Origin of the sequence: Allomuricauda sp. CP2A, assembly GCF_001683915.1 — a bacterium.
GTDB lineage: Bacteria > Bacteroidota > Bacteroidia > Flavobacteriales > Flavobacteriaceae > Flagellimonas.
The window spans coordinates 1-12,125 of sequence record NZ_LXTT01000074.1 but is presented as its reverse complement, the minus strand read 5'-3'; the positions used below and the strand labels follow the sequence as shown (position 1 = coordinate 12,125).

General features: G+C 40.1%; 12 protein-coding genes and 1 tRNA gene. 5 read left to right on the top strand and 8 right to left on the bottom strand.

Features of this window, described 5'->3' with window-relative positions:
- Positions 1 to 369: 369 nt before the first annotated feature.
- Positions 370 to 2,148 (top strand): DUF885 domain-containing protein, encoded by a 1,779-nt coding sequence (locus tag A7D14_RS08945; protein WP_067032986.1) that lies wholly within the window; start codon positions 370 to 372, stop codon positions 2,146 to 2,148.
- 302 nt (positions 2,149 to 2,450) lie between these two features.
- Here the strand turns inward: A7D14_RS08945 and A7D14_RS08940 are convergent, their stop codons facing one another.
- On the bottom strand, positions 2,451 to 4,571 hold the full coding sequence (locus A7D14_RS08940; protein ID WP_141673327.1) for a hypothetical protein: 2,121 nt from the start codon (positions 4,569 to 4,571) through the stop codon (positions 2,451 to 2,453).
- 369 nt (positions 4,572 to 4,940) lie between these two features.
- Here A7D14_RS08940 and A7D14_RS08935 point away from each other — a divergent pair, with 369 nt between their 5' ends.
- Positions 4,941 to 5,087 (top strand): SsrA-binding protein, encoded by a 147-nt coding sequence (locus A7D14_RS08935; protein ID WP_067032981.1) that lies wholly within the window; start codon positions 4,941 to 4,943, stop codon positions 5,085 to 5,087.
- Position 5,088: 1 nt separating this feature from the next.
- Here the strand turns inward: A7D14_RS08935 and A7D14_RS08930 are convergent, their stop codons facing one another.
- Positions 5,089 to 5,601 (bottom strand): adenine phosphoribosyltransferase, encoded by a 513-nt coding sequence (locus A7D14_RS08930; protein ID WP_067032979.1) that lies wholly within the window; start codon positions 5,599 to 5,601, stop codon positions 5,089 to 5,091.
- A 67-nt stretch (positions 5,602 to 5,668) separates the two neighbouring features.
- On the opposite strand from A7D14_RS08930, the gene A7D14_RS08925 reads away from it, so the two are divergent.
- Positions 5,669 to 5,742 (top strand) — tRNA-Arg (locus tag A7D14_RS08925).
- On the opposite strand, the gene A7D14_RS19645 is transcribed toward A7D14_RS08925, so the two are convergent.
- The 5 genes from A7D14_RS19645 to A7D14_RS08900 all read right to left on the bottom strand — a co-directional run bounded on the left by A7D14_RS19645 (position 5,708) and on the right by A7D14_RS08900 (position 9,307).
- Positions 5,708 to 7,312, bottom strand: a complete 1,605-nt coding sequence (locus A7D14_RS19645; RefSeq protein WP_083158042.1) for a recombinase family protein — start codon at positions 7,310 to 7,312, stop codon at positions 5,708 to 5,710. The genes A7D14_RS08925 and A7D14_RS19645 overlap by 35 nt on opposite strands.
- Entirely contained in the window at positions 7,309 to 7,482 is a 174-nt protein-coding gene (locus A7D14_RS20030) for a hypothetical protein (RefSeq protein ID WP_156102265.1), read from the bottom strand. Before A7D14_RS20030 ends, A7D14_RS19645 begins: the two co-directional genes overlap by 4 nt.
- A gap of 136 nt (positions 7,483 to 7,618) precedes the next feature.
- Positions 7,619 to 7,900, bottom strand: coding sequence for a hypothetical protein (locus tag A7D14_RS08910; RefSeq protein ID WP_081894502.1), 282 nt, complete (start codon positions 7,898 to 7,900; stop codon positions 7,619 to 7,621).
- A gap of 20 nt (positions 7,901 to 7,920) precedes the next feature.
- Positions 7,921 to 8,970: a relaxase/mobilization nuclease domain-containing protein gene (locus A7D14_RS08905; protein ID WP_036382849.1), complete on the bottom strand. Its 1,050-nt coding sequence runs from the start codon at positions 8,968 to 8,970 to the stop codon at positions 7,921 to 7,923.
- A complete protein-coding gene (locus A7D14_RS08900; RefSeq protein ID WP_051947280.1) occupies positions 8,960 to 9,307 on the bottom strand; it encodes a plasmid mobilization protein in 348 nt (115 codons plus the stop codon). Before A7D14_RS08900 ends, A7D14_RS08905 begins: the two co-directional genes overlap by 11 nt.
- A gap of 377 nt (positions 9,308 to 9,684) precedes the next feature.
- Here A7D14_RS08900 and A7D14_RS08895 point away from each other — a divergent pair, with 377 nt between their 5' ends.
- Together A7D14_RS08895 and A7D14_RS08890 are read left to right on the top strand one after the other, a co-directional pair.
- Positions 9,685 to 10,005: a DUF6922 domain-containing protein gene (locus A7D14_RS08895; protein ID WP_036382851.1), complete on the top strand. Its 321-nt coding sequence runs from the start codon at positions 9,685 to 9,687 to the stop codon at positions 10,003 to 10,005.
- Positions 10,006 to 10,069: 64 nt separating this feature from the next.
- Complete coding sequence (locus A7D14_RS08890) at positions 10,070 to 10,798, top strand: nucleotidyl transferase AbiEii/AbiGii toxin family protein (RefSeq protein WP_176712394.1); 729 nt, start codon at positions 10,070 to 10,072, stop codon at positions 10,796 to 10,798.
- A 725-nt stretch (positions 10,799 to 11,523) separates the two neighbouring features.
- Here A7D14_RS08890 and A7D14_RS08885 read toward each other — a convergent pair.
- The coding region (locus tag A7D14_RS08885) for a hypothetical protein (protein ID WP_176712393.1) at positions 11,524 to 12,125 on the bottom strand (602 nt) is incomplete at its 5' end.

Below are 12,125 nucleotides of genomic sequence, written 5' to 3'. Positions count from 1 at the left end.
GAAAAAATAAAGCAGCATCTCATTTAAAAAGCTACAATCTTGTATGCAATTGCATAGATTTTATTGTAAATACTTGGAAACATGAAATTTATCATTTTATCTTCAAAAAATATAACCGGTTAACAGCTTAAATTAGTAACCATTAAAATCAAACATTCCATGATTTCCATTGTAAAGTTTCTTGTGTTTTTGTTGATACAACTCATAGAAACTATCCTTATGTAATCCAAAGCAATTTCTATTTTTTTGCCCTTGGTCTTATTGCTTTGTTCAATTATCATTTCATTTTATTAAAACTTTAGCACTCCAATTATGACATGTGGTTCTGATTTAGTTATTTTACATCTGTAACATATCAAACCAAAAAAAGTGAAAAAAATAACAATTTTGCTTGTGGCCCTGATTGCCATGAGCTCATGCAAACAAGAATCCAAAAAAGAGGAAGTGCCCAACCATAATGTAGAATTTGAAGCATTATTGGACAATTATTACGAAGATGGCCTAAAGCTGAATCCAATTATGGCAACCTTGGCAGGCGATCACCGATTCGACGATTCGTTTCCCAACATGCTTTCTGATGCCTACAAAACCGAAGAAAAGGCCTATTACGAAAGCTACAAAAGCAAGCTTTCTGAATTTCCCGATGAAGAGCTCTCCGAAAGCGAACAGATGAGCAAGGCCATTTTGGCTTGGGAATGCGACATCAATTTAGCAGAGTTCAATTATAATGCAGACTTGACCCCCATTGATCAAATGTGGTCCCAAAACCTGTTTATGGGTCAATTGGCCAGCGGTGCCAGCGCACAACCTTTTGAGACCGTTGAGGACTACCAAGAATGGATGAAACGTGTGGACGAATATCTGGAATGGCTTTCCAGTACCGAGGACAAAATGAAAGAAGGTATTGAAAAAGGATATGTACTCCCAAAATCATTGATCGTTAAAGTACTGCCCCAATTGGAGTCGCAAATGGTGGAAGATGTGGAGCAACATCTGTTTTACCAACCCATTCAAAATATGCCCGATGATTTTTCGGATGAAGAAAAGTCAATGCTCACAGAGGCGTACTCGGACATGATCACCAACAAGATTGTTCCGGCTTACACCAAATTGCACAGTTTTATGAGCACAGAATATCTTGATGCCGGAAGAGAATCCAGTGGTATTCAAGGAGAGCCCAATGGCGATGCCTATTATGCGCACCAAATAAAAAAATATACCACTACCAACATGACCGCTGCGGAAATCCATGAGTTGGGATTGAGCGAAGTGGCCCGAATCCGTTCCGAAATGGAAAAAATAAAGGAACAGGTTGGTTTTGAAGGCGATCTTAAAGCGTTCTTTGACTATGTGCGTGGCAATGAAGAGTTGATGCCCTTTACCGAACCTCAACAAGTTATCGATCATTTCAATGCGATTCATGAACGGATGAAGCCGCAATTGGAAAAACTGTTCGACAACAAGCCCAAAACACCCTTTGTGGTCCGAAGGACTGAGGCTTTCCGGGAAAAATCAGCCAGTGCGGAATACAATCCAGGCTCTTTGGACGGTACCCGTCCCGGCGTTTTTTATGTGCCCATTCCCGATGCAAGCCAATATAATATCTATTCCGATGAGTCTTTGTTTTTGCACGAGGCCATTCCGGGGCACCACTACCAAACTTCGCTGACACAGGAGAATGAGGAATTGCCCCAATTTAGAAAGACCCTTTGGTACAGTGGCTATGGTGAGGGTTGGGCCCTTTACGCCGAATCTTTAGGAAAAGAATTGGGATTGTATACGGACCCCTATCAATATTTTGGCATGCTGGGGGCCGAAATGCACAGAGCCGTTCGGTTGGTGGTCGATACGGGATTGCATTCCAAAGGTTGGACACGGGAGCAGGCCATTCAGTATTCCTTGGATAATGAAGCTGAGTCCGAAGCCAGTATCATCTCTGAGATTGAGCGCTATATGGCCAATCCGGGGCAGGCTTTGTCCTATAAAATAGGACAGTTGAAGATTCGTGAATTGCGCAAAAAAGCGGAAGATGCCCTTGGGGAGAAGTTCAACATTGGCCAATTCCACAACCAAGTATTGGAAACCGGATGTGTGCCCTTGGCATTGTTGGAAGACAAGATTGATAACTGGATTGAAGCCAACAAATAAAAGCAAGAGAAAATACTTGAAATCGGTTGCTTGAAGGAACCATATTGGGCCACATGGCCCAACTGAATAACACATCTGATTAGGCTTGGAAGGCAACAGATTTGAATCCTACCGCGGTCACGAATAAATAGTTTAATAAGAAAAAACGCCAAGCTTGCTTGAGCGTTTTTTTGTTTAGACTATTTTCAAAGCGGAGCTTTTTCAGGAAGGGCAAAGCCAATCCTGCCGGGTCTGTACCATTCGGACACGTTCAGCATGAGGTAATTTTCCAAAAATCTATTTCAAAATGTACAATGGGTATACTATAGTTTTCTTATCTCAACACTTTTTCCTTTTTGAAAGACGGCCACTTTTAACAAACTAGTGTCATTGCCAATATCCACTATTTCAATGCTGCCTTCCTTGTGTAAAATCAAAAGACGATCACGAGCGATTGAAAACCTCATGGCGTTTCCCCCGCTCCACACTTCACTGGAATTTCCATTTCTTAAATTCCACTTTTTAAGATCGTTCCCTTCATGCCCATACAATTTGTTTTTTTCCAAATTGGTAAATATATGTACCTCTTCTGCACCCAAAGACCCTTCGCCCAACAGCTTTCCAGTATGAATATTAAACATAACCAAATTTCCCCCTTTATCCATGACAACTACCGCATTTTGACCGCATACCAGCAATTTAGGGTAACCTGAATCAAAATTCACCTCTTCCCCTTTAAAATCAAATACTTCATGATTGATTTGAACATCATTATCTATTTGGTATTTGTTAAAAAGGCGCCCCTCCAAAATCTCCACAACTTTGGCATCCTCTTTTTGGTAGAAAAAATCACTTGAATAATGATCTACTTGCGCATTCATTAACATTCCGTTCTCATATACCTTCCCTCCATCGTGCTTAAACCCATAATGACCAGGACTATTGGGGTCGGAGTAGTCCATATTCCCATATTCCTTAATAAACTTTTCAATATCCACGGTTATCACACCGCCATGCTGCCCGGAAAGTATGGCAGTATCATTACTTGCCCACCCCAACGCCTTGGCATTAATGGTGGTGACTCCAAGCTTTTTTAGTTCATTTGCTTCCAATTCCCACAAAAAAGCTTCAGTACCATTACTTCCCAGTAGTACTCTTTTCTTGTCTGGAGATAACGCTGCACTGAATACATCTATATAGTCTTCACTTAACTGTTTTAGTGTTTCACCGGTGTTGATATCCATCAAAAAACAGTTGTCCCGGGATTGAATGAAGGCCCATTTATAACTTACCAGAAAAGCACATGTAATCTCTATTTGCTGTTCTTTGCTTTCAGATAATTCAACCACCTTAAACTCTCCCTCAAATTCATGCTTCACCCAATTATTCGGGTAACCAAAACCTGCATAGTTGCCCTTTGGACTTACTCCCAAAACTTTAAATGATGGGTCTATGGTGAAAATATCATCTAACGTAAATTTTTGTGGATCGGCTATATTGGGAGTTCTGAAAATGGTTTCGTGTCTCTTTTGCTCCAAATTAAAACAAAGAAGAATCATTGTTGTGTCAGGTCGTAAGGTGATCCATACCTTTTTACCATCATCTTGCACCTTAATATTTGTAATTAATTCAGCAAAGGAATCCCTAGCCTTTTTATATTCTTGGGAATCCATACCGCTCTCAACCAAAAATTCACCCATGTCTTGTTCAGGCATGGTAAAGCACGGAATACCATATTGCCTCTCCCCTGTACTCAATTTAAACACTTCGGCTACCAGTAAGTACTCATTGGCCTCGCTGATTTGATACGGATGATAATCCAAACGAACCCCTAAATCCAGAAGCCCGCTGGCATCAAATATGGGATCGGCAAAAAGTTTGCTTTTAGTGTATTTCCTATATTCTAAATCGACGGTTTGAAAGTTTTGTTTGTCAAAATCGACAATAATCAACTTTTGAGTTTCCAACTGGAAATAAAAGGCTGCTTTGCTTTCATTGATTGCAACAGGTTTGCAACCTCGATCCACAAAATCTGTATCGATATCCTCAACGGCTTCTATTGGAGCTTTCACCTCCGTTCCAGAAGCTAGATCTATTTGTAGAAGCACTGGTTTGGAACCTTTGGACGTACTTGCAACATAAAGCACCTTGGCTTCTGCATCCGAATCCGCCAAAACCTCATTCAGCATAGTGTTCCCCTCTCTAATAATTTCCCCCGTGTCTTCATGTACACACCACTTACCGTCTACATCCACGGAAATGATGTGGTTTTCTTTTGTTAAACGAAGGTGTACAATGGCATTATCGTGATACTCAATCGTGGCGATTAAATTTTCAAGTTCACCTTTTGATTGGCTCAGTTGATATATTTGAATCAGACCTGCATCGTTTCCTAAAACAACCATTTCCTCATCAGGAGAATACGCAATTTGGGTTGCATTCATTTTTAAAATTTTATTATGGCTAATGTAGGGGTAGGTATCAGCCATTTTTGGTTCCAACCAACGAATGATAATTTTAAATTGACTATTTGGCCTTTTGAGTTGACGTATGGGACAAAAATGGTTCTTTTTAAAAGGTAGAGACCGAAATAGGATTTATTGCCTTGACGCATAATCGGAAAAAGGCAATTTTAAGGGCATAAGCCCGGCAAACCTATTTTTATACATTGGTCGATAAACCAATAATCTGATCTTTAAATGAAAAAGACCGTCTAAATGTTTTTAGGCAGCCTATTATTACGTATAGATCCAAACATCAACGATTCGTTGTATCTTGGCTATATTTGTAATGACCAACCAACGTTTTGGACCATGTTCTATAAAATTCTTGCCAAAATCAACAAAGCCATCCTTCCCTCCTATACAAAAAGGGGATTGGATTTGGCTAAAGCTTCCAAATTACAACTGGCCATCATAGGCTGGCGCTATTATGTCACCACAAGGGCGTTGGACAGTTGATTCAATATTGCAGTAAGGCTTCAATTTGATAGCCGTTGAGCTTTTCTGCTCCGTTCAAAAAGGAAAGTTCAATCAAGAAATTGCACTGCACTACTTCCCCACCCAATTTTTCTACCAATTTACACACGGCACTGGCCGTTCCTCCCGTGGCCAACACATCATCGTGAATCAATACTTTCTCTCCTTTTTTTATAGCGTCAGTATGGATTTCCAAAATTTCAGAACCATACTCCAATTCATAGGCCTCTGAAACGGTTTTATAGGGTAGTTTTCCTTTTTTCCGCACTGGCACAAAACCTGCTTTGAGACGATCGGCCAACATGGGGGCAAAAATAAAGCCCCTGCTGTCCACCCCCACCACTTTGTCAATCTTCATATTTGTGGTGAAGCTGGAAAGGGCATCACAGGCTCTTTTTAGTGCTTCCGGGTTGTTTAAAAGCGGGGTAATGTCCTTAAAGATCACCCCAGGTTTTGGAAAGTCTTCAATATCACGAACGTAGGCAGCAAAGTCCATATTTATTTTTAGCTGGGGCGGTTTTGTAGTAAAGGTAAAAAGAAATATATTTGCAGCCCTATTAAAAGGCCGCGTGGCGCAACTGAATAGCGCATCTGATTACGGCTCAGAAGGTTGCAGGTTTGAATCCTGCCGCGGTCACTAAACGGGATTTTTCACAAATTGAGTGGAAATTCCCGTTTTTTATTTCCTTCAAATTACCTGAAAACGAACTGATTGCGCCAAAAATTTCGTTGACCCGAAAAGTTTGAACTACTTTGTTTTTGAAGTCATACACAATCCCGTCGGGGAACACCATATATTGTATGGCCCTTTTTGTTTCCAAATCCCCTAACTTCCATAAATTCGGTAAGTTACAAGCATAATCCAGTGCCATTTTTACTGATTTTTTGAGGTTTGAACTATTTATCCCGCTATTCTCCAATTTCATCTCCAACTCCCTTTGTTTGACTTTTAGTTCAGGCATAAAAAGATCATATTGGGACTTTGTGATTTCGTTAAGCAAAACGAATCTTCTTTCCAACGTATTTATCTGCTCTCCGATTTGAGTGAGTTCTTTGGTCAATCGTTTTTGGTCGTTAAGTGCTTCTTGATTGTTAGCCAACAAGGTATCGTGTATGATATCGGTCAAAGGTTCGATATACTTTTTATCCGCTATGGTATACCTGCTCAAAACATTTATAAACTCTTCATGGAGCTTTTTTGCACTTCTGCTTTCCCTGCTTCCCTTACGCCTGTTCTTGTAATAATATAGCCCCTTTTTCTTCACGATAAACCCAGTATAAGGTGTCCCACAAACCGAAGATCTGACAAACTGTTTTAATGGCAGATTTTCATCGTCGTACGAATATTTCTTGGGTGTATCTCCCTCGTGAAGTAGATTATGGATCTTTAAAAAGATTTCTTTCGATATCAGGGCCTCGTGTTTTCCTTGAATCACTTCTCCAGGAATTAGGCTATTGACAATAAGTCCACAATAGAATGGATTTCTAAAAAGATCGGTCAATTTTTTTGCATGTATGTCCAGGCCCTTTTCTTTGAGCCGTTTTGCAATCTCGACATGGGACATATTTGCATTGGCCTTCCATAAAAAAGCTTGCTTCAACAATTTTCCTTCTTCGGTAATTACGAAATTCGGGACCTTTCCTTTCCCAGGATTTGTATTGGTATATCCAAATGGGTAGGCTCCCGTCCAATGCCCCCTTCGCAGCTTCTCCCGCATTCCCGTAATGGATTTGTCCCTACGGACTTGATTGTCGAAGTGGGAGAACATATGGTATAGGTTTTCTTGAAAGGTCCCAGCACTCGTGGTTACATCGATTTCCTGGGTGGCCGAAATAACGGCCACTCCCTGCTTTTTTAACTGTTCGCTGATATAGGCTCCGTTCGCTCCCGTACGTGAAAACCTATCGTAGGAATAGACAATGATATAGCCAATGTTCTTTCTCCTTTTGACATATTTCAACATCCTTTGAAATTCCCTACGTTCATCGCTCTTTGCGGATTCATAGGTTCCTCCGAAATATTCCAGAACTTCCAATTCCTTTCGAAGTGCATACTCCTGGCAATATTTAAGTTGGGTGCTGAGACTGGCATTTTTGTCAAATTGCTCTTTACTGGAAACACGGGTGTAGATAACAGCCGTATTGTTCTTTCCTATGATCCTTCCCTTTTCCCTTCTGGCAAATTGATCAAATACCTCTAAGTTCATATGTTCCCTTTTTGGACATGGCGGCAAACTATGTTGGCGAGTTCCCTGAGTTGCTCCAAGATTTTTTCCGCTTCTTCCTCCGAATAATCCTCAAACCCTTTAAATGTCTTGAGCCATGTGCTGTTGAATGTTCTTTTTTTCTGCCTTTGTTCAATGATTGTGTTGGACATTTCCATTAAATAGCAGTAGCTCCTTTATCTTGTATGGTCACTACCGTATTTGTATAAGCAGGCTTTAATTTACCTTTTTAAACTATTTAAATCCAGTATCGGATGACAATTTTATCCATTGAATATTAATGGTTGGTTAACTTCTTTTAGTTTTTCCGGAAGGGGAGACTTTTTTCCTGAATATCCTGTTTACACAAACAATCTTACCATTGCTTTGTTTGATTTCCAAGTTCTGAAAATCATGTTGCTTCAACAGGTCTATAATTCGCTCTCCTGTATGCATCCTCTCAAGACCTTCAATAACATCTACCTCTCCATTTTTGATAATCAGTTTGATGGATATGAACCTTTTGTTCCGTATCATTTCCAACACTTGGATCTCGGAGGGGGCCAGTTCTAATGATTCTTGTTTATTCATGTTTTTCATATGCCTAAATTCTACCGGTTCAACCCTTTCTTTTTCTTTGTTCTTTTGGACTTTTTCTTATTAATGTCATCTTTGAGTTCTAGTTTGAAAGGATTCCACTCAGCTTCTTCCAATAAAGGCTCGACTACTCCATTTCCTTTAATTTCTCCCACATAACTTTTTGATTGTTGAGCAGAATTTTCAGTGCTTTTTCCAGTCCCATTATTTCTCGGTTCAACCTTGACTGTTCCATCATCGTTTCCTTCGCCAATTTTATCAGTTCCTCGTTCTTTTCCATTAGCCGACAGTATAACTGAACGGTCTCTTGTTTGCTCATAATCGATTTGTTTTACGATACTGTTCCATGAAAAATTTTTACCAAGGGTACTGCCTTTATATACTATGCCCTGATAGTTGAATGAAATGCCCGAAACCCTTCCTGTGGTTTTGCTAATGTTGAATCTTGGCGATATACTTAGCTCTTGCAGTAATTTGACAAATTCAGTTGTATCCGTTGCCCTTGAAATTGCCAAACCAATCCGCTCCTGTAAAATAAGTTTGATAGGTAAATCGCCTGTTCTCAGGGTTTTCTCTATTTCCTTATGGTCAAGTGATTTTTTTGCACCGGCTTTTTTTGAAATCTGGGTCAGTCCATAATTCCTTTCCAGATCATTGAGCACTTCCCGGCTTCTTCTTTTAATGTTACTATCATTTGTTATCCTACCCGAATACCTTACCCTATTGGCCACTATATGGATATGTTCGTGTTCTGTGTCGGTATGGCGGTACATAATGAACTGGTTGTTATCGAAACCCATTTTCATCAGATAGTCGCATCCCAATGAAGCAAATTCTTTATCGTCCAATTGGTCAGAGTACGGCAGGTTCAAGGAAACATGAAGTACCGTATTCCCAAGCCCCGGACGCAATTGCCTGATCAAATTGAATTCCTGTGTCATATTCACCGCTGTGGATTGTCCGATATTGGAATCGATCACATGCCCTACACCTTTGCTTACCTTTTTTTCATTGTAGGCAAGAACACCGTAAAAATCCTTTCCTATGGTTATCTTACCTATCATTGTTCGAGATATTTGATTTGAGCTGTTTCAATAGCATTTTTACCTCCTCCAATTGTATATGAATGCTGAAAGGGTCACGGATACCTGAGTTCGAGACCCTAGCGAGTTGGTTCAGGTTGTTTCCCATCCGACTCAGCTCGACAAACAGTTTCCGGTCCAACGGATCTACCTTTTTCTTTGGCAGGGATTTTCCTGTACATTTTCTTCGGATATATTCGGCTGTGGACAATCCAATTGTCTTCGCATTGTTGCCAATGATCAAGTATTCGCTTTGTGAAACTCTGAAGGCGATGACAATCGTCCTTTGTTTTGATATGTCCTTTTTAGGTCTTGCCATTTTCTATGGTTTTGGTATTGTTCTAAAGGTCATTTGTAAACGAAGTGCGCAGTTTTTGTTTACAAAAACACAACTTGCTTCGTGACCTCCGATCAACTATATCACAAACCTATGGCCTATGGATTACTTGCAAGGATTTTGCCGTACATGGTCTTTTGTACGGCAAATAATTGAGAGATTTTTTCAAATGGAAAATCAAATATAGCACTGGACATGAACCAAGGATTTCTATGGGAAGGGGGAAAACGGCCGATAGGTTCCTTTGGACAGAATCTTCCATATTAGATCAATGGCCCGATTTTTGTCCCAAGTCATATTGAACACGGGGCCATGGGCCGGACACTGGGATATTTCGTATATTTGATATAGAAAGAACTATGAAAAAGTCGCACAACATAGCATCATCCAAAGGAAAGAACCTAAAGGGTTATTTTCCCGGACCTGTATTTTGGGATGTCGACCCCAGCGTGCTTGATGTGGAAAAGGACAAGATATTTATCATTGAAAGGGTACTGTCCCGCAACATGGGGGACCCACAATATTTTGAGCTTCTCGAAAGACTGTATCCGATAAGTGACATTGTCCGGTGTGCGAAGAGGAGCGAACAGATCCGGGGGAACAGCAGTATCAGGGCCGTGGCCGAACGTTATGGCATCAGACTGGACCATATGAAGAACTACAACCCCTCATTTGGATAATGACCGTCAACCAAGCCGTTTCGGATTAGCTAAAAAGCGTCATCGTCCAATTGATGCATGCGGATTGTTTAAGGGACTTCAACCTTGGAGGAGGACCAACCTCGCTATCCGGCACAATCATAGGGCTTCTACGGACCTCGATCTCTTTTCCCAAGGTGTGGTCGGGGTCGAAAGATTGAAGGAAATAAGTGCTTATTTCAGATCAAACTTCAAAGACGGGCTTTTGGGCCTCTTGGAGGAAAACTTCGGGGATGACCAAATGGCCTTTCTCAGGGTGAACGTACAAAGGAACGGTGTCCCGATCAAAATAGACATCATCCAAAATATCCCGTTGCTCCATCCCGTTGAAATATTAGACAACATCAGGTTGATCCATGAACTCGACATTGGGGCCTTGAAGTTGGTCTCGGCCGCCAATCGTGGGACGCAAAAGGATTTTGGGGATCTTTTGCTGCTCTGCGGGCTGTATTCCCTTGAAAGACTGCATACCGAGCTTATGAAAAGGGAAAGTATGTTCATCGGCAAAGAGTATGGCACCATCTTCAACGTTGAGGGATTTCCCAGCGGTCTGGCCGGTGACCTGTCCGCCTTGGGCAATTTCAATAGGGCAACGGACCGAAAAAGTGAAAGCAACCGCCTTATCCTGACGGAAAATTCCCTGATTCCCGGTTCTTGGCCCGAACTTGGCCAAAGATGGACAGGGATGGTCGAGGCATATACAAAATTGAAAGGTCTGCGTTTTTCCCCTCCTTCCAGAAAGAGAAGATGGAAAAACAAAGGGATCGGGCTGTGAAAAGCCTGTCCTTCAATGAGAAAGTTCCGACTTTTTGAAGTTTGTGCCAATATGTTTTGACCTGACCCACTATGACCTTTGTAGTGATAAAAAGTGAAAAGGGAGAAAAAGACAAAACAGCTCGGTATCCAAGAAAGTGAACGTGGAAATCGATATCGCTCAAAATAAAAATTGCTTCTTCCTTTCAAAAGCAGCAAACCATTGTCCCTGATCTCACAAGAATGACAGGTGAACCTGTCTAAGGAATTCTATGCTTCGTTTCAAAGAACAACGAATGGAGCAATTCCCCCAATACACTCCTTCGTACCATTACATTAATTATGTACCCATCAGATTTGTTTACATATTAAAACATCTGTTTATCTGTACAAATACATAATTGTACATATGTATAATTGTATATGCATACAATTGCATACTCAATCATTTGTATGGATAAATGCTGCTTTGAACCAGTTTGGAGATTATCCGAAAGACTTTTTAAAATTTGTCCTGCAAAATCAAAATACCATTTATGGAAAATGATGTATCCAGCAGCCGATCATTGCCCATCTCAAACCAATGGGATTGCTTTAAAGATATCTGCATCCAAAAAGGACAGAGAATAATGTTCTTGGAAATCTTCTTTTCTCCCTATCCATAAAAAGCACCCTTTAGGGTGCACAGTGTAAAGACCCCAATCTTTAGGACAGGTTCTCTACAAGACTAATATAATTAGATATAGTTCAGATTGCTAGTTTAAGATAATCATTGGAAAGACCCCAATAAACAATTGTTGCAAATTGTTCTTTTAAAAATGCTTTATTTACATCATTATTATCTTGAAAAGAATCATGCAAATCATTGGCGGTAATCGGATGATTGTCATGAAACAAAACCAACAATTGATATATATGGCGCAATGATATTACCATGTCAGATGTAAAGGAACGAAGATAAAAAGAGTTCGAAACTTTTTCAATAAAAAAGTCCTCTTGGTTGAACTTCACCTTTTTTCTCATGAACGATAATTTTCTTTCTTCGATATGTTCCGATAAGTTAGATAAACCGAATCTATCAATATAAATTTCCTCATTTTTCCAATTAAATTTTGGGCTGTCAAAAAGAGAAAATTTCTTTAGACGAATTAGGTGAGTTAAAATATATTCTTTGCCTGAATTAAGACTATAAAGACCATTAGAATTAACTCTGAGCAAGTCGAAAAATTCTGCATAACCCAAAAACTCGTGGCTACAATTATTAAAACTAGAATCTAAAAACATTCTTTCTTTTAAGACAACATGTGTCATCGATTCGATCTCTGTATCTATTTCTAAAATAGAAATAC